At 53.6% G+C, this 20,361-nt stretch carries 20 protein-coding genes and 1 other annotated feature; of the genes, 15 read left to right on the top strand and 5 right to left on the bottom strand.

The features are described 5' to 3' along the window. The first annotated feature begins 212 nt into the window (after nucleotides 1-212). Nucleotides 213-2,150: a murein transglycosylase gene (gene sltY, locus FDW98_RS06695; protein WP_096758393.1), complete on the top strand. Its 1,938-nt coding sequence runs from the start codon at nucleotides 213-215 to the stop codon at nucleotides 2,148-2,150. A gap of 88 nt (nucleotides 2,151-2,238) precedes the next feature. Further along, on the top strand, nucleotides 2,239-2,565 hold the full coding sequence (gene trpR, locus FDW98_RS06690) for a trp operon repressor (protein WP_096758392.1): 327 nt from the start codon (nucleotides 2,239-2,241) through the stop codon (nucleotides 2,563-2,565). Between the two features lie 49 nt (nucleotides 2,566-2,614). Here trpR and yjjX read toward each other — a convergent pair whose 3' ends face one another. Then, nucleotides 2,615-3,130, bottom strand: coding sequence for an inosine/xanthosine triphosphatase (gene yjjX / locus FDW98_RS06685; RefSeq protein ID WP_096758391.1), 516 nt, complete (start codon nucleotides 3,128-3,130; stop codon nucleotides 2,615-2,617). Nucleotides 3,131-3,182: 52 nt separating this feature from the next. On the opposite strand from yjjX, the gene gpmB reads away from it, so the two are divergent. Then, on the top strand, nucleotides 3,183-3,830 hold the full coding sequence (gpmB, locus tag FDW98_RS06680) for a 2,3-diphosphoglycerate-dependent phosphoglycerate mutase GpmB (RefSeq protein ID WP_096758390.1): 648 nt from the start codon (nucleotides 3,183-3,185) through the stop codon (nucleotides 3,828-3,830). Here the strand turns inward: gpmB and robA are convergent. Continuing rightward, nucleotides 3,827-4,696, bottom strand: coding sequence for an MDR efflux pump AcrAB transcriptional activator RobA (robA, locus tag FDW98_RS06675; RefSeq protein WP_096758389.1), 870 nt, complete (start codon nucleotides 4,694-4,696; stop codon nucleotides 3,827-3,829). The genes gpmB and robA overlap by 4 nt on opposite strands. Nucleotides 4,697-4,907: 211 nt before the next feature. Here robA and creA point away from each other — a divergent pair, with 211 nt between their 5' ends. From creA to creD, 4 genes are read left to right on the top strand one after another with little or no spacing between them, the layout of a single operon-like run. After that, nucleotides 4,908-5,381, top strand: coding sequence for a protein CreA (gene creA, locus FDW98_RS06670; RefSeq protein ID WP_096758388.1), 474 nt, complete (start codon nucleotides 4,908-4,910; stop codon nucleotides 5,379-5,381). 12 nt (nucleotides 5,382-5,393) lie between these two features. Next, nucleotides 5,394-6,083 (top strand): two-component system response regulator CreB, encoded by a 690-nt coding sequence (gene creB / locus FDW98_RS06665; RefSeq protein WP_096758387.1) that lies wholly within the window; start codon nucleotides 5,394-5,396, stop codon nucleotides 6,081-6,083. After that, entirely contained in the window at nucleotides 6,083-7,507 is a 1,425-nt protein-coding gene (gene creC, locus FDW98_RS06660; protein ID WP_096758386.1) for a two-component system sensor histidine kinase CreC, read from the top strand. Before creB ends, creC begins: the two co-directional genes overlap by 1 nt. 57 nt (nucleotides 7,508-7,564) lie before the next feature. Further along, on the top strand, nucleotides 7,565-8,911 hold the full coding sequence (gene creD / locus FDW98_RS06655; protein WP_096758385.1) for a cell envelope integrity protein CreD: 1,347 nt from the start codon (nucleotides 7,565-7,567) through the stop codon (nucleotides 8,909-8,911). Nucleotides 8,912-8,971: 60 nt separating this feature from the next. Here creD and arcA read toward each other — a convergent pair whose 3' ends face one another. Continuing rightward, entirely contained in the window at nucleotides 8,972-9,688 is a 717-nt protein-coding gene (gene arcA, locus FDW98_RS06650) for a two-component system response regulator ArcA (protein WP_001194359.1), read from the bottom strand. 95 nt (nucleotides 9,689-9,783) lie between these two features. Here arcA and yjjY point away from each other — a divergent pair, with 95 nt between their 5' ends. The 6 genes from yjjY (at nucleotide 9,784) to thrC (ending at nucleotide 16,050) form a co-directional block, all read left to right on the top strand. Then, the gene (yjjY, locus tag FDW98_RS06645; protein WP_001541509.1) at nucleotides 9,784-9,924 is read left to right on the top strand and encodes a protein YjjY; all 141 of its coding nucleotides are present in this window, start codon (nucleotides 9,784-9,786) and stop codon (nucleotides 9,922-9,924) included. 399 nt (nucleotides 9,925-10,323) lie between these two features. Beyond that, nucleotides 10,324-11,010, top strand: coding sequence for a tRNA/rRNA methyltransferase (locus FDW98_RS06640; protein WP_096758384.1), 687 nt, complete (start codon nucleotides 10,324-10,326; stop codon nucleotides 11,008-11,010). A 206-nt stretch (nucleotides 11,011-11,216) separates the two neighbouring features. Further along, nucleotides 11,217-11,343, top strand: a sequence feature (Thr leader region). Then, nucleotides 11,222-11,287: a thr operon leader peptide gene (gene thrL / locus FDW98_RS06635; RefSeq protein ID WP_096759473.1), complete on the top strand. Its 66-nt coding sequence runs from the start codon at nucleotides 11,222-11,224 to the stop codon at nucleotides 11,285-11,287. It overlaps the preceding feature by 66 nt. 23 nt (nucleotides 11,344-11,366) lie before the next feature. Further along, nucleotides 11,367-13,829, top strand: a complete 2,463-nt coding sequence (gene thrA, locus FDW98_RS06630) for a bifunctional aspartate kinase/homoserine dehydrogenase I (RefSeq protein ID WP_096758383.1) — start codon at nucleotides 11,367-11,369, stop codon at nucleotides 13,827-13,829. Between the two features lies 1 nt (nucleotide 13,830). Then, a complete protein-coding gene (thrB, locus tag FDW98_RS06625; protein WP_096758382.1) occupies nucleotides 13,831-14,763 on the top strand; it encodes a homoserine kinase in 933 nt (310 codons plus the stop codon). Beyond that, nucleotides 14,764-16,050, top strand: coding sequence for a threonine synthase (gene thrC, locus FDW98_RS06620; RefSeq protein ID WP_096758381.1), 1,287 nt, complete (start codon nucleotides 14,764-14,766; stop codon nucleotides 16,048-16,050). A gap of 102 nt (nucleotides 16,051-16,152) precedes the next feature. Here thrC and yaaA read toward each other — a convergent pair whose 3' ends face one another. Together yaaA and FDW98_RS06610 are read right to left on the bottom strand one after the other, a co-directional pair. Further along, nucleotides 16,153-16,926: a peroxide stress protein YaaA gene (yaaA, locus tag FDW98_RS06615; RefSeq protein WP_096758380.1), complete on the bottom strand. Its 774-nt coding sequence runs from the start codon at nucleotides 16,924-16,926 to the stop codon at nucleotides 16,153-16,155. A gap of 77 nt (nucleotides 16,927-17,003) precedes the next feature. Then, nucleotides 17,004-18,434 carry a sodium:alanine symporter family protein gene (locus FDW98_RS06610; RefSeq protein WP_096758379.1) on the bottom strand — a complete coding sequence of 477 codons (1,431 nt, stop codon included), beginning with the start codon at nucleotides 18,432-18,434 and terminating at the stop codon, nucleotides 17,004-17,006. A 274-nt stretch (nucleotides 18,435-18,708) separates the two neighbouring features. Here FDW98_RS06610 and tal point away from each other — a divergent pair, with 274 nt between their 5' ends. Then, nucleotides 18,709-19,662: a transaldolase gene (gene tal / locus FDW98_RS06605; protein WP_096758378.1), complete on the top strand. Its 954-nt coding sequence runs from the start codon at nucleotides 18,709-18,711 to the stop codon at nucleotides 19,660-19,662. A gap of 110 nt (nucleotides 19,663-19,772) precedes the next feature. Further along, nucleotides 19,773-20,360, top strand: a complete 588-nt coding sequence (gene mog / locus FDW98_RS06600) for a molybdopterin adenylyltransferase (protein WP_096758377.1) — start codon at nucleotides 19,773-19,775, stop codon at nucleotides 20,358-20,360. The last annotated feature ends 1 nt before the right edge of the window (nucleotide 20,361 follow it).

Raw genomic sequence — 20,361 nt, 5'->3', positions numbered from 1 at the left:
GTTGGACTTCGCCTCTTTTATAGTGATGAATAGTTATCAAAGGCGAAGTGTAGCCTTTTTCATTACTCAATCCCAGCCAGCTGCAGCAGATCTCACTCGCAACAAAAGTAAAAAAGTGTCCGGAACGTGGCACTTTCTGCAATGTCTGATTAGCATGAATCTATTAAGCGGCATGATGCTGCACAGTCGTAACACGATAAGAGGAAGAGCTTGTGGACAAAGCCAAACACGTAGCCTGGCGCCTGCTGGCAGCCAGCGTATGTCTGCTGACGATCAGTCAAGTGGCGCGAGCGGATTCTCTGGATGAACAGCGCAATCGCTATGCACAAATTAAGCAGGCCTGGGATAACCGGCAGATGGACATCGTCGAGCAGATGATGCCGGGCCTGAAAAGCTATCCTCTGTATCCCTACCTTGAATATCGCCAGATTACTGACGATCTGATGAATCAGCCCACCGTTACCGTCACCAATTTTGTGCGCGCTAATCCAACGCTGCCGCCAGCTCGCACGTTGCAATCGCGCTTCGTGAACGAACTGGCACGTCGGGAAGACTGGCGAGGGTTGTTAGCATTCAGCCCGGATAAGCCCGGCACCACCGAAGCGCAATGTAATTACTACTATGCGAAATGGAGTACCGGGCAGGCCGAAGAAGCCTGGCAAGGTGCAAAAGATCTTTGGCTGACCGGGAAGAGTCAGCCCAACGCCTGTGACAAATTATTCGGCGTATGGCGGGCATCGGGGACTCAGGATCCGTTAGCGTATCTTGAACGTATTCGCCTGGCGATGAAGGCGGGTAATACCGGACTGGTTACCGCGCTGGCCGGACAAATGCCAGCGGATTATCAGACCATTGCTTCAGCGATTATTGCACTGGCAAATAACCCTAACTCGGTGATGACGTTTGCGCGTACTACCGGCGCTACGGATTTTACCCGTCAGATGGCGGCGGTGGCGTTTGCCAGCGTAGCGCGTCAGGACGCGGAAAATGCACGTTTGATGATCCCATCATTGGCGCAGGCGCAGCAGCTTAATGACGATCAAACTCAGGAGCTGCGCGATATTGTCGCCTGGCGTCTGATGGGCAACGACGTTACTGACGAGCAGACCAAATGGCGCGATGACGCGATTATGCGCTCACAATCCACCACGCTTGTGGAGCGCCGCGTGCGGATGGCGCTGGGAACTGGCGATCGTCGAGGGCTGAATACCTGGCTGGCGCGTCTGCCGATGGACGCGAAGGAAAAAGATGAATGGCGTTACTGGCAGGCGGATCTGCTGCTGGAGCGTGGACGTGACGCCGAAGCGAAAGAGATCCTGCATGCGCTGATGCAGCAGCGTGGCTTCTATCCGATGGTGGCAGCACAGCGCCTTGGTGAAGAGTACACGCTGAAAATCGACAAAGCGCCTGCGGATGTTGACGCTGCCCTGACGCAGGGACCGGAGATGGCGCGCGTACGTGAGTTGATGTACTGGAACATGGACAACACCGCGCGCAGCGAGTGGGCGAATCTGGTCACCAGCCGCACCAAGTTTGAGCAGGCGCAGCTGGCGCGTTATGCGTTTAACAACCACTGGTGGGATCTGAGCGTGCAGGCCACGATCGCTGGCAAACTCTGGGATCATCTGGAAGAGCGTTTCCCGCTGGCCTACAAAGATCTGTTTACCCGTTACACCAGCGGGAAAGACATTCAGCCAAGCTACGCGATGGCCATTGCCCGTCAGGAAAGTGCCTGGAACCCGAAGGTAAAATCGCCAGTGGGTGCCAGCGGGTTGATGCAAATTATGCCGGGTACGGCGACGCATACAGTGAAGATGTTCTCGATTCCGGGTTACAGCAGTCCTAATCAGCTGTTGGATCCTGAGACCAATATCAACATCGGCACCAGCTATTTACAGTATGTGTATCAACAGTTTGGCAATAACCGCATCTTTGCTTCAGCAGCCTATAACGCCGGACCGGGTCGCGTTCGTACCTGGCTTGGCAACAGTGCAGGGCGCATTGACGCGGTGGCCTTTGTAGAAAGCATCCCGTTCTCCGAGACCCGTGGGTACGTGAAAAACGTGCTGGCTTACGATGCCTACTATCGTTACTTCCTCGGTGATAAGCCGGAATTGATGAACGACGCAGAATGGCAACGCCGTTACTGATCGTGGTGAGTGTGTTATGCTATCGTACTCGTTAAAGAGTACAAAGAGGGAGGCAATCGCGCCTCCCCCGCAACGATGGCGATATCTTATGACTCAGCAATCACCCTATTCAGCAGAGATGGCAGAACAGCGTCACCAGGAGTGGTTACGTTTTGTCGACCTGCTTAAACACGCTTATGAGCAAGATTTACACCAGCCATTGCTCAATTTGATGTTAACGCCTGATGAGCGCGAAGCGCTGGGGACTCGCGTGCGCATTATTGAAGAACTGCTGCGCGGCGAGATGAGCCAACGCGAGTTGAAAAACGAGCTTGGGGCCGGTATTGCGACCATAACGCGTGGGTCCAATAGCCTCAAAACTGCGCCGGTCGAGCTGCGTCAGTGGCTGGAACAGGTGCTGCTCGGAAAAGATTGAATTGCCTGATGGCGCTGTGCTTATCAGGCCTACAACGTAGCGCAAATAATTACCGATACACCGCGTTATGGAACGGGCTGAGCGCCAGGATCACCGCCTGGTGATAGACGCTGGCACGGGTTAACTTCCCGGCGGTAAACACGCCAATCGCCCCTTCTTTACGGCCTATCTCGTCAATGCCTGTGTACTGTGACATCACCGGACCGAGCGCTTCTCCCTGACGGACTCTGTCGAGAATCACCGCCGGCAGCGGTAGCGTAGCGGAACGCGCTTCACCGCGCTGAACGCCATTATCAATCACCACCCAGCTGAAGGTCGCGTCATCGTCAATGCCGGCTTCAATGGCCACCCAGAAATCGGCCTGCGGATGCAGGCGGCGTGCGTTATCTATGCGATTTCGTGCGCCAGTGCGCGTTTCCTGACTTCCAAAAGGTTGTTCCGGCACACCGCTCTCGACGGCGACGGGTTCAATATGGCAGGATCCTTCACCGAAAATCTCTTCAAATGCCCGAAGAATTGCCTGAATTTTGGCAGGATTGGTGGTCGCAGAGATAACCTTGTGCATAATTAAGCTCAGTTTGAAAATTCATCGCATCGCAGTATAACGGAAAAAACGCATGTTACAGGTATACCTTGTTCGCCACGGTGAAACGCAGTGGAACGCCGAGCGACGTATTCAAGGCCAGTCAGACAGCCCGCTGACCGCTAAAGGTGAACAGCAAGCTATGCAGGTTGGCGAACGCGCCCGCTCGCTTGGCATTACTCACGTCATCAGTAGCGATTTAGGTCGTACACGACGCACCGCAGAAATCATCGCCCAGGCGTGTGGCTGTGATATCACCTTCGACGCCCGCCTGCGCGAGCTGAATATGGGGGTGCTGGAAAAGCGCCACATCGACTCTCTGACGCCAGAGGAAGAGGGCTGGCGTCGCCAGTTAGTCAACGGCACGGTTGATGGTCGTATTCCGGATGGGGAATCCATGCAGGAACTGGCCGATCGTGTAAACGCCGCGCTGGCATCTTGTCTGGAACTGCCGCAAGGGAGCCGCCCATTGCTGGTAAGCCACGGTATTGCGCTGGGCTGCCTGGTGAGTACGATTCTGGGACTGCCCGCCTGGGCTGAGCGTCGGCTGCGTCTGCGCAACTGCTCGATTTCCCGCGTCGATTATCAGGAAAGTTTATGGCTTGCGCCGGGTTGGGTGGTCGAAACGGCAGGGGACATCTCGCATCTGGACGCCCCTGCGTTGGATGAGCTACAGCGTTAACGGCGAATAGGAATCAGGAATTCGCAGCGTAGGTTAATAGGGCGATCGCCTGCTTTGGCATCTTCTGCCGGGTAGTATCGCTCTATATCCTGACCTTTACGACGGGTCAGGTTCAGCATTGGCATACAGGTGCCATACACTGTCAGAATAAATTCCTGCACGCCCGTTCCCAGGCCTTCATAGGTAAACATGACATATTCGCCGCCCTGCAACAGGATTGGCTGCGCGGACGGTACATAGCCGCTGGCCTGTTCCGGCGTGAGTGCGGTGGTATAGAAGACTTCCTGCTCGTCATCTTTTTCAAAACTCGGACGCGTTTCGTTGAGTCCGTACAGCACCGGCGGAATGGCAGGAGCCTGGCTCAGGAAGTCGCGCCAGAACTGAATACGCATTTCATGACGGAAGTCGGAAATCTGTTCCAGCGAGCAAGAGTAGCTTTGCGTGGTGCCGAGCAACTGCGTGTCTTCCAGCGTCACGAACTGATGTGCCGGCATCGCAAATTCCCCGAGTCGCATCGGTGGGCGAATACCAAAAGCGCTCCATTCCGGCGAGCGGCGGTACAGTGCAGGCGTCTGAGCGAATTGTTTTTTGAACGCACGGGTAAACGTCTGTTGAGAGTCAAAACGGTATTGCAGGGCAATATCCAGAATCGGACGCGCAGTCAGGCGTAGCGCCACAGCGGACTTCGATAAACGACGGGCGCGGATGTAGGCACCAATAGCGTGGCCCGTCACGTCCTTAAACATTCTCTGCAGATGCCACTTGGAATAGCCTGCTTTTGCCGCCACATTGTCAAGCGACAGAGGCTGATCCAGATGACCTTCCAGCCAGATTAATAGGTCGCGAATAATGCCAGCCTGATCCATAAAATATCCTCATCCTTTCAACAGCGAGTACCTGACGTCAGGTAAGAGGATAATAGCATTTTTTGCTGTTTTAGCATTCAGTGTTTTTTTTGCTCATAAATGCTGTTTTCGGACATACGAAAGCGTGATTATTGTAATCCTGTGATCTGTATACATTTTATTTTAGAATGTTGAATAATTGCTCAGGGCAACTTTTAAAAATGGTAACAATATGAAATATAAGAGCTTAGTCATTTCCTCAATTTTGCTGTTGTTGGCGCAGGTGGCCCATGCGGAGCAGATTGGTTCTGTCGATACGGTATTTAAAATGTTTGGACCGGATCATAAAATCGTCGTCGAAGCGTTTGACGATCCCGATGTAACCAACGTGACCTGCTATGTTAGCCGTGCAAAAACCGGCGGCATTAAGGGCGGGTTAGGGCTGGCTGAAGATACCTCCGATGCCGCCATTTCCTGCCAGCAAGTGGGGCCGGTTGAGCTGAGCGACAGAATCAAGAACGGTAAAGCGCAGGGCGAAGTCGTCTTTAAGAAACGGACGTCGCTGGTGTTTAAATCATTACAGGTGGTGCGTTTTTATGATGAAAAACGCAACACGCTGGCGTATCTGGCCTATTCCGACAAGGTTGTCGACGGTTCGCCGAAAAATGCCATCAGCGCGGTGCCCATCATGCCGTGGCGGCAGTAACAAGGAAGCAAAATGCAACAGGCGTTGATCTGGTTGGTTGAGGATGAGCAGGGTATCGCGGATACGCTTATCTACATGCTGCAACAGGAAGGTTTTAGCGTGGAAGCGTTTGAGCGTGGACTGCCGGTGCTGGAAAGCGCGCGTCAGCGATGCCCGGATGCGATAATCCTCGACGTCGGACTGCCTGATATCAGCGGTTTTGAACTGTGCCGACGTCTGCTGGAGCGCCACCCGGCGCTGCCGGTTCTTTTTCTGACCGCCCGCAGCGATGAAGTGGACCGCCTGTTAGGTCTGGAGATTGGCGCGGATGATTACGTCGCCAAACCCTTCTCGCCGCGCGAGGTGTGCGCCCGAGTGCGCACGCTGCTGCGGCGGGTGAGGAAATTTGCAGCACCGCCATCGGCAGCGCGTTTTGGCAATTTTGAACTCAATGAACCCGCCGCGCAGATTGCGTGGTTTGGCTGTCCGTTAAACCTGACGCGCTATGAGTTCCTGTTGCTGAAAACCTTGCTGATGTCGCCGGGGCGTATCTACTCGCGCCAGCAACTAATGGATTTAGTTTGGGCCGATGCGCAGGATACCTACGACAGAACGGTGGACACGCACATCAAAACACTGCGCGCCAAACTGCGGGCTATTAATCCGGATCTCTCGCCGATTAACACGCATCGCGGGATGGGATACAGCCTGAGGAACGCCTGATGCGCATTGGCATGCGACTGCTGCTGGGCTACTTTTTGATTGTCGCTGTTGCCGCCTGGTTTGTTCTGTCTATTTTTGTGCAGGAGATTAAGCCTGGCGTACGCCGGGCCACCGAAGGCACGCTGATTGACACCGCCACGCTGTTAGCGGCGCTGGCACGCGACGACGTACTCTCTGGCTCTGCTGCCAATGGCAAGTTGGCGCAGGCCTTCTCGCAACTGCATAACCGCCCTTTTCGTGCCAACATCAGCGGCATTAACAAAGTGCGCAATGAGTATCACGTCTACATGACAGATGCTCAGGGCAAGGTGTTGTTTGATTCCGCCAATAAAGCAGTAGGGGAAGATTATTCCCGCTGGAACGACGTGTGGTTAACGCTGCGCGGGCAATATGGCGCGCGCAGTACGCTGCAAAATCCGACTGACCCGGAAAGCTCGGTGATGTACGTTGCGGCACCGATTATCGACGGTGAGCGCATTATTGGCGTGCTTAGCGTCGGGAAGCCTAATGCGGCAATGGCACCGGTAATTAAACGCAGCGAGCGGCGGATGCTGTGGGCGAGCGCGGTGTTGCTGGGGATCGCATTAGTGATTGGCGTGGGAATGGTATGGTGGATCAACCGCTCTATTGCCCGGCTGGCGCGCTATGCTGACTCGGTGACGGAGAATCGGCCCGTCGCGTTACCGGATTTAGGCAGCAGTGAATTGCGAAAACTGGCGCAGGCGCTGGAAAGTATGCGTCTGAAGCTGGAGGGTAAGAATTACATTGAGCAGTATGTGTATGCCTTAACCCATGAACTGAAAAGCCCGCTGGCGGCTATTCGTGGCGCGGCGGAGATTTTACGTGAAGGGCCGCCACCTGACGTGGTGGCGCGTTTTACCGAAAATATTCTGACGCAAAATGCGCGTATGCAGGCACTGGTCGAAACCCTGTTGCGCCAGGCCAGACTGGAAAACCGGCAGGATGTTGCGTTTACGCCCGTTGCGGTTGATGTACTGTTTGCTCAGTTGCGCGAGTCGCGTAGCGTCCAGTTGTCTGCTAAACATATCACGCTCAACATTGTGCCCTCATCATGGGTGGTTGCGGCTGAACCTGCGCTGCTGGAGCAGGCCATGGGCAATCTGCTGGATAACGCCATCGACTTTACCCCTGAACAGGGGACCATTGTCCTGAGTGCGCAGCAGCAAGGAGAAAAGGTCTCGTTGCAGGTGACGGACAGCGGCAGCGGGATCCCTGATTTTGCGTTACCGCGCATTTTTGAACGATTTTATTCACTGCCCCGCGAGAATGGTCACAAGAGCAGCGGTCTGGGGCTGGCGTTTGTCAGCGAAGTCGCCCGTCTGTTTGACGGCGATGTGACACTGAGTAATCGCCCCGAAGGCGGGGTACAGGCGTCGTTCACACTTCACCGTCACTTCACATAACTTCAAATTCTGCGCACATAGCCGTTCTACCTTGTCGTCATTGCAAAGGAGAACGCTATGTTGAAATCCCCCCTGTTCTGGAAAATCGTCACCTTAGGTGGTGCCATGCTGTTGCTGTTAATTCCGCTGACGATGGTCAGGCAGATAATCGTTGAGCGATCGGATTACCGTAATGAGGTCGAAGATGCTATCCGGCAGAGTACCAGTGGGCCGCAGAAGTTAGTTGGGCCGCTAATTGCTATCCCCGTGACCGAACTTTATACCTCGCTGGAAGACGGCAAAGAGGTCTCGCAAAAGCGCAGCTATATCCATTTCTGGCTGCCGGAGTCGTTGATGGTTGAGGGAAATCAAAATGTTGAAGGACGTAAAGTCGGCATTTATGAGGGCCAGGTCTGGCACAACGATGTGTCGTTGAACGCGGAGTTCAATGCGGAACGGCTGAGTGAATTGCATCACCCTAATATAACGTTAGGGAAACCGTTTATTGTGGTTGGCGTCGGCGACGCACGCGGGATTGGCGTGGTGAAAGTGCCGCAGATTAACGGGACGTCGCTGGCCGTTGAGCCGGGAACGGGGCTTGATGGGCGTGCGCAGGGGATCCACATTCCGCTGCCGGATGCGGAATGGACGAAGCAAAACCTTAGTCTGGCGCTGTCGCTTAATCTGAACGGTACCGGGGATTTTTCCGTTGTCCCCATTGGACGTAACAGCGAAATGACCCTAACCAGTAACTGGCCGCATCCCAATTTTCTGGGGGATTTTTTGCCCACGAAGCGTGAAGTTAGTGCATCAGGGTTTACGGCCCAATGGCAAAGCAGCTGGTTTGCCAATAACCTCGGTGATCGTTTTGATGGGGAAAAAATTGGCTGGCAGGGAATGCCAGCGTTTAGCGTGGCGGTAGCTACACCGGCCGATCAGTATCAACTGACCGACAGAGCGACGAAGTATGCCATCTTACTGATCGTACTGACTTTTATGTCTTTCTTTGTGCTGGAGAGTATGACCAGTCTGCGCCTGCACCCCATGCAGTATCTGTTGGTAGGGTTATCGCTGGTGATGTTTTATCTGCTGTTGCTGGCACTGTCAGAACATATTGGTTTTACCGCGGCGTGGATTATTGCCAGCCTGATTGGTGCCCTGATGAACGGCGTGTATTTACAGGCGGTATTACAAGGGTGGCGTAACAGTATTTTGTTCACCCTGGCGCTGTTGGCACTGGATGGGGTGATGTGGGTGTTACTGCGTTCGCAGGACAGTTCTTTGCTACTGGGAACCGGCGTGCTGTTATTGGCACTGTGCGGGATTATGTTCCTGACGCGTCATCTTGACTGGCACGCACTGGCTCGGCCCAAAGTAAAAGAGACGCAACCCGTGGAAAACGATGAATTTCGTTTGTGGAAGTAGGGTGGAGATAAAATGAAAAACGGCGCTTTACGCGCCGTTTTTGTTCCCGCAAGGATGAGATTAATCCTGCAGGTCGCCGCAGAAACGATAGCCTTCACCGTGAATGGTGGCGATGATTTCTGGCGTATCCGGCGTAGATTCGAAATGCTTACGAATACGACGGATAGTCACGTCAACGGTACGGTCATGCGGCTTCAGTTCGCGACCGGTCATTTTTTTCAGCAGTTCTGCGCGAGACTGGATCTTGCCCGGATTCTCACAGAAGTGAAGCATGGCACGGAATTCGCTGCGTGGCAGTTTATACTGCTCGCCGTCAGGACCGATCAGAGAACGGCTGTTGATGTCCAGTTCCCAACCATTGAACTTGTAGCTTTCGACGCTACGACGTTCTTCGCTGACCGTGCCCAGGTTCATGGTACGGGACAGCAAGTTACGAGCACGGATAGTCAGTTCACGCGGGTTAAACGGCTTGGTGATGTAATCATCCGCGCCGATTTCGAGGCCGAGAATTTTATCGACTTCGTTATCGCGGCCCGTCAGGAACATCAGCGCAACGTTAGCTTGTTCGCGGAGTTCGCGCGCTAACAGAAGACCGTTTTTACCTGGCAGATTGATATCCATAATCACAAGGTTGATGTCATATTCAGAGAGGATCTGATGCATTTCCGCGCCATCTGTCGCCTCGAATACATCATAGCCTTCCGCTTCGAAAATGCTTTTCAACGTGTTACGTGTTACTAACTCGTCTTCAACGATAAGAATGTGCGGGGTCTGCATGTTTGCTACCTAAATTGCCAACTAAATCGAAACAGGAAGTACAAAAGTCCCTGACCTGCCTGATGCATGTCGTAAATTAACATGATCGGCGTAACATGACTAAAGTACGTAATTGCGTTCTTGATGCACTTTCCATCAACGTCAACAACATCATTAGCTTGGTCGTGGGCACTTTCCCTCTGGACCCGACAGTGTCAAAAACGGCTGTCATCCTAACCATTTTAACAGCAACATAACAGGCTAAGACGTACCGGACACCCAATAAAACTACGCTTCGTTGACATATATCAAGTTCAATTGTAGCACGTTAACAGTTTGATGAAATCATCGTATCCAAATGTTAGCGTTCATCACAAAATTGCAATAATACAACTAGTTGCACGCGCTAACTAATAAATGTAATGAATCCAACGAATGAGATCCATTTTAAATTAAATTATCATGAATAAACAGAAGGATATGCAACTTCTGTTAACATAAAAAGCAATAGTACAGGTACGAAACAGTTTAGCATTTTTTACTTAATGTAAAATGCTTTTTCAGTGATCTCTGTTAAAAATATGTAAATTCGCGCTGCGTAATATGTTGATGTGCATCACATTATTATCGGCAAACTGACCAAAAAGAGTAGCAAAATGCGTTTAACAATTATTCTGGTGGCCCCTGCCAGAGCGGAAAATATTGGTGCGGCAGCCCGTGCGATGAAAACCATGGGATTCACCGAGTTGCGGATCGTTGACAGTCAGGCACACCTGGAACCGGCCACGCGCTGGGTGGCCCACGGTTCGGGTGACATTATTGATAATATTAACGTTTTTACAACGTTAGCCGAGGCGCTGCACGACGTGGATTTTACCGTTGCTACCACGGCGCGCAGTCGCGCAAAGTTTCATTATTACGCTACTCCGGTCGAATTGGTTCCGTTGCTGGAGGAAAAATCGGCGTGGATGGATCACGCTGCGCTGGTTTTTGGCCGTGAGGATTCTGGCCTGACGAATGAAGAACTGGCGCTGGCGGACGTGTTGACCGGCGTACCGATGGTGGCTGACTATCCTTCACTGAATTTGGGGCAGGCGGTGATGGTGTATTGCTATCAATTAGCCGGTTTAATACAACAGCCCGCTAAAACCGCTGAGGTAACGGATGATCTTCAGCTCCAGGCATTACGGACGCGTGTTTTACGTTTATTGACCACGCTGGATGTTGCCGATGACATCAAACTCACGGACTGGTTGCAACAACGAATGGGCCTGTTAGGGCAGCGAGACACGGCAATGTTGCACCGTTTTTTACATGATATTGAAAAAAATATCACAAAATAAAACATTGCCAATCTATTCTTTGTGAGTTTTTTATTCTGACTTCAAGCGTGTCTGACGCGCCGTATTGGTTGAAAGTAAAACGGTAAGCAGTGACTCGTGAACAAGTTTCGTAACGTGATCAATTTAGAAATTTATTGACTTAGGTCACGAGATACTTTAACCCTAAAAGAATAGAGCACAGACAGATAATAATTACAGAGCACACAACATCATGAAACGCATCGGCACCACCATTACTACAACCATCACCATTACCACAGGTAACGGTGCGGGCTGACGCGTACAGGAAACACAGAAAAAAGCCCGCACCTAAACAGTGCGGGCTTTTTTTTCGACCAGAGGCAACGAGGTAAACCATGCGAGTGTTGAAGTTTGGCGGTACATCAGTGGCAAATGCAGAGCGCTTTCTGCGGGTTGCCGATATTCTGGAAAGCAATGCCAGGCAGGGGCAGGTTGCGACCGTCCTCTCTGCCCCGGCAAAAATCACTAACCATCTGGTGGCGATGATTGAGAAGACCATCGGTGGCCAGGATGCTTTAGCCAATATCAGCGACGCCGAACGTATTTTCTCTGAGCTTTTGGTCGGTCTTGCCGCGGTTCAGCCCGGTTTCCCGCTGGCGCAACTCAAAGCCTTTGTTGAACAAGAATTTGCCCAAATTAAGCATGTCCTGCACGGCATCAGCCTGCTGGGACAGTGCCCGGACAGCATCAACGCCGCGCTTATCTGCCGTGGTGAAAAAATGTCGATCGCAATTATGGCCGGGCTGCTGGAAGCACGTGGCCACAAAGTGACGGTTATTGATCCGGTTGAGAAACTGTTAGCGGTGGGTCATTACCTCGAATCGACCGTTGATATTACCGAGTCTACGCGTCGAATTGCCGCCAGCCGTATTCCGGCAGACCATATGGTGTTGATGGCAGGCTTTACCGCCGGGAATGAAAAAGGTGAGCTGGTGGTGCTGGGACGTAACGGCTCTGATTACTCCGCCGCCGTGCTGGCCGCCTGTTTGCGTGCAGACTGCTGTGAGATCTGGACGGACGTTGACGGCGTGTATACCTGCGACCCGCGTCAGGTCCCCGATGCCAGACTGCTGAAGTCAATGTCTTATCAGGAAGCGATGGAGCTGTCTTATTTCGGCGCCAAAGTGCTTCACCCGCGCACCATTACCCCGATTGCCCAGTTCCAGATCCCTTGCCTGATTAAAAATACCGGTAACCCGCAAGCGCCGGGTACGCTGATTGGTGCCAGCCGCGATGAAGATGATCTGCCGGTAAAAGGCATTTCGAATCTCAACAATATGGCGATGTTTAGCGTGTCGGGCCCTGGAATGAAAGGGATGGTCGGCATGGCGGCCCGCGTGTTTGCCGCGATGTCTCGCGCAGGGATTTCGGTGGTACTGATCACCCAGTCGTCTTCTGAATACAGCATCAGCTTCTGCGTTCCGCAGGGCGACTGTGCGCGTGCACAGCGTGCGATGCAGGATGAATTCTACCTCGAGTTGAAAGAAGGGCTGCTGGAGCCGCTGGCGGTCACTGAGCGCCTGGCGATCATCTCAGTAGTTGGCGACGGTATGCGTACGCTGCGCGGTATCTCCGCGAAATTCTTTGCCGCGCTGGCGCGTGCCAACATCAATATCGTGGCTATCGCCCAGGGCTCGTCTGAGCGCTCTATTTCGGTGGTGGTGAACAATGATGATGCCACCACCGGCGTGCGCGTGACGCATCAGATGCTGTTCAATACCGATCAGGTGATCGAAGTCTTTGTCATAGGCGTCGGTGGCGTCGGGTCTGCGCTGCTTGAACAGCTTAAGCGGCAACAAACCTGGCTGAAGAGCAAGCATATTGATTTACGTGTTTGCGGGGTGGCGAACTCGAAGGCCCTGCTGACCCATGTTCACGGTCTGAATCTGGAAAACTGGCAGGCGGAGCTGGCGGAAGCCAAGGAACCTTTCAACCTCGGTCGCTTAATTCGCCTGGTGAAAGAATACCATCTGCTTAACCCGGTGATTGTGGACTGTACGTCAAGTCAGGCCGTGGCAGATCAGTATGCGGACTTCCTACGCGAAGGCTTCCACGTCGTGACGCCGAATAAAAAGGCGAATACCTCGTCGATGGATTACTACCATCAGCTACGTTTTGCCGCCGCGAAGTCCCGACGTAAATTCCTCTATGACACCAACGTTGGCGCAGGCTTACCGGTTATCGAAAACCTGCAAAACTTGCTCAGTGCAGGTGATGAACTGCAACGCTTCTCGGGGATTCTGTCCGGTTCGCTGTCGTTTATTTTTGGCAAACTGGATGAAGGCATGAGCTTCTCGCAAGCCACCACGCTGGCACGCGAAATGGGCTATACCGAGCCCGATCCACGCGATGACCTTTCCGGGACGGATGTGGCGCGCAAACTGCTGATCCTCGCCCGCGAAACCGGTCGCGAGCTGGAGCTTAGCGATATCGTTATTGAGCCGGTGTTACCGCAAGATTTTGATGATTCTGGCGTTGTCTCTGCGTTTATGGCTAAGCTGTCGCAGCTCGATGATGCGTTTGCCGCGCGCGTGGCGAAAGCCCGTGATGAGGGGAAAGTCATGCGCTATGTTGGCAATATCGAAGAAGACGGTGTGTGTCGGGTGAAAATCGCCGAAGTGGATGGCAACGATCCGTTGTATAAAGTGAAAAATGGCGAAAACGCGCTGGCGTTCTACAGTCACTACTACCAGCCATTACCGCTGGTACTGCGTGGTTACGGTGCAGGTAATGATGTCACGGCGGCGGGCGTCTTTGCCGATCTGCTTCGCACCCTTTCATGGAAGTTAGGAGTTTAACATGGTGAGAGTTTATGCCCCGGCTTCCAGTGCCAATATGAGCGTCGGGTTTGATGTGCTCGGGGCGGCGGTTACGCCTGTTGATGGTTCTTTGTTAGGTGATGTTGTCTCTGTGGAAGCTGCTGACAGCTTTAGCCTCAACAATCTGGGGCGCTTTGCGAGCAAACTGCCGTCAGAGCCGCGGGAAAATATCGTCTACCAGTGCTGGGAGCGATTTTGTCAGGAGCTGGGGAAAGCCGTTCCGGTGACGATGACGCTGGAAAAAAATATGCCGATTGGCTCCGGCTTAGGCTCCAGCGCCTGTTCTGTTGTGGCCGCGCTGGTGGCAATGAATGAGCACTGCGGTAAACCGCTCAACGACACCCGCCTGCTGGCGATCATGGGTGAGCTGGAAGGGCGTATCTCCGGCAGTGTTCACTACGATAATGTGGCACCGTGCTTTTTGGGCGGTATGCAGTTGATGATTGAGGAAAACGGCATTATCAGCCAACAGGTGCCAGGCTTTGATGAGTGGTTGTGGGTGCTGGCCTATCCGGGAATTAAGGTTTCAACGGCTGAAGCGCGGGCGATTTTACCGGCGCAATACCGTCGCCAGGATTGCATCGCCCACGGGCGACATCTGGCGGGCTTCATTCATGCCTGCTATTCCCGTCAGCCAGGGTTAGCGGCAAAGCTGATGAAAGATGTGATTGCCGAGCCATATCGCACCCGCTTGCTGCCCGGCTTCAGCCAGGCGCGTCAGGCGGTGGCGGAAATCGGCGCGGTGGCCAGTGGTATTTCCGGTTCTGGACCGACGCTGTTTGCCTTGTGCGATAAACCGGAGACGGCGCAGCGGGTTGCAGACTGGCTGGGTAAAAATTACCTGCAAAATCAGGAAGGCTTTGTTCATATTTGCCGGCTGGACACGGCAGGCGCACGGGTACTGGGAAAATAAATGAAACTCTACAATCTAAAAGATCATAACGAGCAGGTCAGTTTCGCGCAGGCCGTCACCCAAGGGTTGGGTAGAAAACAGGGGTTATTTTTTCCGCACGATCTGCCGGAATTTAGCCTGACCGAAATCGATGAAATGCTGAAGCTGGATTTTGTCAGCCGTAGCGCAAAGATCCTGTCCGCCTTTATTGGTGATGAAATCGCAAATGACGTCCTCGCAGATCGCGTGCGCGCGGCGTTTGCATTCCCTGCGCCGGTTGCTCAGGTGACGGGGGATGTCGGTTGTCTGGAGCTGTTCCACGGTCCGACTCTGGCCTTTAAAGACTTTGGTGGGCGCTTTATGGCGCAGATGCTGACGCACATCAGCGGCGATAAGCCGGTAACCATCCTGACGGCCACGTCCGGCGATACCGGGGCGGCGGTCGCGCATGCCTTTTATGGCCTGAAAAATGTGCGCGTGGTGATCCTCTATCCTAACGGTAAGATCAGCCCGTTACAGGAAAAACTGTTCTGTACGCTGGGTGGAAACATTGAAACTGTCGCCATTGACGGAGATTTTGATGCCTGCCAGGCGCTGGTGAAACAGGCGTTTGACGACGAAGAACTGAAGGTGGCGCTGGGATTAAATTCGGCTAACTCGATCAACATCAGCCGGTTGCTGGCGCAAATCTGTTACTACTTTGAGGCCGTGGCACAACTGCCGCAGGAGGCGCGCAATCAGCTGGTGGTTTCTGTACCGAGCGGCAACTTTGGCGATCTGACCGCTGGACTGCTGGCAAAATCGCTCGGTCTGCCGGTGAAGCGTTTTATCGCGGCAACCAACGTCAACGATACGGTTCCGCGTTTCCTTGAAGAAGGCGAGTGGGCGCCAAAAGCCACCCAGGCGACCTTATCGAATGCCATGGATGTCAGCCAGCCGAACAACTGGCCGCGCGTGGAAGAACTGTTCCGTCGTAAAATCTGGCGTCTGAACGAACTGGGCTATGCGGCCGTTGACGATGCGACCACTGAGGAAACGATGCGTGAGCTGCAGGCGATTGGCTACACCTCAGAGCCGCACGCGGCGGTGGCGTACCGCGCGCTGCGTGATCAACTGAACCCAGGCGAATATGGCCTGTTCCTTGGGACCGCACACCCGGCGAAGTTTAAAGAAAGCGTTGAACAGATCCTTGATGTGACGCTGGATCTACCAAAAGAGCTGGCGGAGCGTGCGGACTTGCCGCTGCTGTCGCATCATCTACCGGCTGATTTTGCCGCGCTGCGTCAACTGATGATGACCCGCGGGTAATTGTTGTGCCGGATGGTGACGCTAGCGCGTCTTATCCGGCCTACGGGCATTTGTTTTGTGTCGTAGGCCGGATAAGGCGTTAGCCGCCATCCGGCATGTACACTAGTGCTCGTGACGTTTAAACACCAACTCGCCTTTATCGGAAGCTTCTTCATCAAAGAAATAGCCCTCGCTGTTAAAGGCGGTCAGCTGTTCTGGCTGGGTTAAGCGGTTTTCAATGATATAGCGGCTCATCAGACCGCGCGCTTTTTTAGCATAGAAACTGATCACTTTGAATTTGCCATTTTTCTCGTCGAGGAAGACCGGTTTGATCAGCTCCGCGTTCAGTTTTTTCGGTTTCACGGACTTAAAATACTCATCCGAGGCGAGGTTAATCACCACGTTGTCGCCTTGTGCTTCCAGCGCTTCGTTCAGCTTGTCAGTGATGATGTCCCCCCAGAACTGGTAGAGATCTTTGCCTTTGGTGTTGGCAAGGCGAATGCCCATCTCGAGGCGGTAAGGCTGCATCAGATCCAGCGGGCGCAGCACGCCGTACAACCCGGACAACATGCGTAAATGCCGTTGGGCGAAATCAAAATCGGCCTCGCTGAAGGTGTCTGCCTGCAGCCCAGTGTAGACGTCGCCTTTAAACGCCAGGATGGCCTGACGCGCATTATCGGGCGTGAAGTCAGGCTGCCAGTCGTGGAAACGGGTGGCGTTCAGGTCCGCCAGCTTGTCGCTTATCCCCATCAGCTTACCTATTTGCGGTGCAGACAGCTGACGCGCTTCGTGGATAAGCTGCTGGGAATGGTCCAGCAGCTCGGGCAGCGTATGGCGCGTGGTGGCCAGTGGACTTTGGTAGTCGAGCGTTTTTGCAGGTGAAATCAGAATCAGCATATCCAGTCCTTGCGGGAGATTTACTGCGACTGTAGCAAAAAAAACGACAGAATTGATCGATGGTTGCGATTGCCGCGCTAGCTGCGCGGCGGCTCATCCCAGGTATCAGGTGCAAGCTGTTGTCTGATATCAGGATAACGCTGCGGATCAAATTCCGGTCGCACGCCGAGTTTTCGCTGGCGCAGGTAGTCGCTGGCAAGAGTATGAACAACCGGGGAAAGCAGCAAAATCGCCGTCAGATTCGTGATGGCCATGCAGGCCATAATAATGTCGGCGAGCTGCCACACCAGCGGAAAGTGGAGTAGTGTTCCGCCGATCACGGTGCAGACGGTGGTAATACGCAAAATCCAGATGATGCGCATGGTGTCCAGTTTCAGAAAGATCAGATTATTTTCTGCATAAATGTAGTTAGCGACAATAGAGCTGAAGGCGAACAGAACCACAATCAGCGCAACGAACCCGGCACCCCATTCCCCCGTGAGCGTTACCATGGCCTTCTGGACCAGTTGAATACCTTCCATTGGAACGTACGTGGTGCCATGGCCTGCCAGTAGAATAATCATTGCGCTGGCCGTACAGATAACCAACGTATCGCCCAGCACGCCAATCATCTGCACAATGCCTTGTGCGGCGGGATGCGGAGGCCATGACGCGGCTGCGGCCGCGGCGTTAGGCGTTGAACCCAGGCCCGCTTCATTAGAAAACATACCGCGTTGAAAGCCGCTGGCAATGGCCTGGCTTAGCGTATACCCGGCGGCGCCGGCGGCGGCTTCCTGCCAGCCAAACGCGCTTTTCACAATGGTGACGATGACCTCAGGGATCTGTCCGATATGCCACAGGCAGATGACGATGCTGCAGCCGACCCACAGCAGGGCCATTGAGGGCACGATCCATTGCATCAGGCGGGCAACGCCTTTAATACCGCCGACGATGACGAGCAAAGACAGCACTGCCAGCGAGATCCCGGATACGAGGGGCGGGATGTCAAAAGCAAACTCCAGTGCACGCGAGACCGAGTTCGCCTGGACGCTGTTAAAAACTAAGCCATAGGCAATGAGTAAAAAGATGGCGAACAGAACGCCCATCCAGCGCATGCCCAGCCCGCGCGCCATATACCACGCGGGTCCGCCGCGAAACTGGCCTTTACTGTCGCGTTCTTTATACAGTTGGGCGAGTGAGCATTCGGCAAATGAGGTTGCCATGCCGATCACCGCCGAGACCCACATCCAGAAGACGGCACCCGCCCCCCCAGCCGCGATAGCCAGGGCAACGCCTGCCAGGTTCCCGCTGCCGATACGGGCGGCGAGGCTGGTACACAGAGCCTGAAATGAGGTTAAACCCCCAGGTTGCGGATTGATGCTATTTTTAAGACTTTTGCCAAACTGGCGAACGTAGCGGAACTGGACGAAACCGGTACGGTAAGTGAACCAAAATCCTGCGCCCAGCAGGAGATAGATCATCACCGAGCCCCACAGTATTTCATTAATAAATGCGAAAAAATCAGGCATTAACATCCCTCTTGTTGATGCCGGCACGCGCTAATATCCTGATGTAAGCGCTACCAATTATCGAACAGTATAAACCTTGTAATGAGATTGATAGCGGGAGTTTACCATAACATCAGGTCGACTCTTTAATTGCGCACTATAGGCTCTGAGATGCGTAATCAGGGCTGAACGGCAGGTGAGGCACTCCCGGCGGTTGCGCTGAGAGTGCGTCGTGCTATCATCAGGAAAGATCGGTTACATCCCCCTAACACGCTGTTTAAAGAGAAACGCTATCATGACGGACAAATTGACCTCCCTTCGTCAGTTCACCACTGTAGTGGCCGACACCGGAGACATCGCGGCAATGAAGCTGTATCAGCCTCAGGATGCCACAACTAACCCTTCTCTCATTCTTAACGCAGCGCAGATCCCGGAATACCGCAAGCTGATTGATGACGCTGTGGCCTGGGCTAAGCAGCAGAGCAACGACCGCGCGCAGCAGGTCGTCGACGCGACGGACAAACTGGCGGTAAACATCGGCCTGGAGATCCTGAAACTGGTCCCGGGTCGTATCTCTACTGAAGTTGACGCGCGCCTGTCCTACGACACCGAAGCGTCTATCGCGAAAGCGAAACGTCTGATCAAAATGTACAACGATGCTGGCATCAGCAACGATCGCATTCTGATCAAACTGGCTTCTACCTGGCAGGGTATCCGTGCCGCGGAGCAGCTGGAAAAAGAAGGCATCAACTGTAACCTGACTCTGCTGTTCTCCTTCGCGCAGGCGCGTGCATGTGCAGAAGCAGGCGTGTACCTGATTTCTCCGTTCGTTGGCCGTATTCTGGACTGGTACAAAGCCAACACCGATAAGAAAGAGTACGCACCGGCAGAAGATCCGGGTGTGGTTTCCGTCACGGAAATCTATGAGTACTACAAACAGCACGGTTACGAAACCGTGGTGATGGGCGCGAGCTTCCGTAACATTGGCGAAATCATTGAGCTGGCGGGCTGCGATCGTCTGACTATTGCCCCGGCACTGCTGAAAGAGCTGGCTGAGAGCGAAGGCGCGCTCGAACGTAAACTGTCCTTCTCTGGCGAAGTGAAAGCGCGTCCTGCACGTATCACTGAAGCTGAGTTCCTGTGGCAACACAACCAGGATCCGATGGCTGTAGACAAACTGGCGGACGGTATCCGTAAGTTTGCTGTAGACCAGGGCAAACTGGAAAAAATGATCGGCGATCTGCTGTAATCATTTGCGCGTGGCCCTGACGGGGGTCACGCTACCTCTTCTGAAATCTGTCTGTCCTTCCCTTCGCAGTGTATCATTCTGTTTAACGAGACTGTTTAAACGGAATAATCATGAATACTTTACGCATTGGCTTAGTTTCTATTTCTGACCGTGCCTCCAGCGGTGTTTATCAGGATAAGGGTATTCCCGCACTTGAAGAGTGGCTAGCGTCCGCCCTGACAACGCCTTTTGAATTGCAAACCCGGTTGATCCCGGATGAGCAGGCGATCATCGAACAAACATTGTGTGAACTGGTTGATGAAATGGGCTGTCACCTGGTGCTGACCACCGGCGGCACCGGCCCGGCGCGTCGTGATGTAACCCCAGATGCTACGATGGCGGTAGCCGACAGGCAGATGCCCGGCTTTGGTGAACAAATGCGCCAGATTAGCCTGCACTTTGTGCCGACGGCGATCCTCTCCCGTCAGGTTGGGGTTATTCGCAAGCAGGCACTGATCCTCAACCTGCCTGGCCAGCCGAAATCGATCAAAGAAACGCTGGAAGGGGTGAAAGACGCCGACGGTAACGTTATTGTGGCGGGTATTTTTGCAAGTGTACCATATTGTATACAGCTGCTGGATGGGCCGTATGTGGAAACCGCCCCGGAAGTGGTAGCATCTTTTCGGCCTAAAAGCGCGATACGCGATATAAACGCCTGAA

Source organism: Citrobacter sp. wls711, from assembly GCF_005281055.1.
Classification (GTDB): Bacteria; Pseudomonadota; Gammaproteobacteria; order Enterobacterales; family Enterobacteriaceae; genus Citrobacter; species Citrobacter gillenii.
Note: the sequence above shows the minus strand (reverse complement) of the source record. Positions and strands in the feature narration are given on the sequence as shown.

Coding starts and splice junctions, on each gene's coding strand:
- robA (WP_096758389.1), bottom strand. CDS start 4,696: ATGGATCAGGCTGGCATTATTCGCGACCTATTAATCTGGCTGGAAGGT.
- yjjY (WP_001541509.1), top strand. CDS start 9,784: ATGACTAAAGTACGTAATTGCGTTCTTGATGCACTTTCCATCAACGTC.
- creC (WP_096758386.1), top strand. CDS start 6,083: ATGCGCATTGGCATGCGACTGCTGCTGGGCTACTTTTTGATTGTCGCT.
- creD (WP_096758385.1), top strand. CDS start 7,565: ATGTTGAAATCCCCCCTGTTCTGGAAAATCGTCACCTTAGGTGGTGCC.
- yaaA (WP_096758380.1), bottom strand. CDS start 16,926: ATGCTGATTCTGATTTCACCTGCAAAAACGCTCGACTACCAAAGTCCA.
- creA (WP_096758388.1), top strand. CDS start 4,908: ATGAAATATAAGAGCTTAGTCATTTCCTCAATTTTGCTGTTGTTGGCG.
- thrB (WP_096758382.1), top strand. CDS start 13,831: ATGGTGAGAGTTTATGCCCCGGCTTCCAGTGCCAATATGAGCGTCGGG.
- tal (WP_096758378.1), top strand. CDS start 18,709: ATGACGGACAAATTGACCTCCCTTCGTCAGTTCACCACTGTAGTGGCC.
- arcA (WP_001194359.1), bottom strand. CDS start 9,688: ATGCAGACCCCGCACATTCTTATCGTTGAAGACGAGTTAGTAACACGT.
- thrC (WP_096758381.1), top strand. CDS start 14,764: ATGAAACTCTACAATCTAAAAGATCATAACGAGCAGGTCAGTTTCGCG.
- mog (WP_096758377.1), top strand. CDS start 19,773: ATGAATACTTTACGCATTGGCTTAGTTTCTATTTCTGACCGTGCCTCC.
- creB (WP_096758387.1), top strand. CDS start 5,394: ATGCAACAGGCGTTGATCTGGTTGGTTGAGGATGAGCAGGGTATCGCG.
- gpmB (WP_096758390.1), top strand. CDS start 3,183: ATGTTACAGGTATACCTTGTTCGCCACGGTGAAACGCAGTGGAACGCC.
- thrA (WP_096758383.1), top strand. CDS start 11,367: ATGCGAGTGTTGAAGTTTGGCGGTACATCAGTGGCAAATGCAGAGCGC.
- FDW98_RS06610 (WP_096758379.1), bottom strand. CDS start 18,434: ATGCCTGATTTTTTCGCATTTATTAATGAAATACTGTGGGGCTCGGTG.
- yjjX (WP_096758391.1), bottom strand. CDS start 3,130: ATGCACAAGGTTATCTCTGCGACCACCAATCCTGCCAAAATTCAGGCA.
- trpR (WP_096758392.1), top strand. CDS start 2,239: ATGACTCAGCAATCACCCTATTCAGCAGAGATGGCAGAACAGCGTCAC.
- FDW98_RS06640 (WP_096758384.1), top strand. CDS start 10,324: ATGCGTTTAACAATTATTCTGGTGGCCCCTGCCAGAGCGGAAAATATT.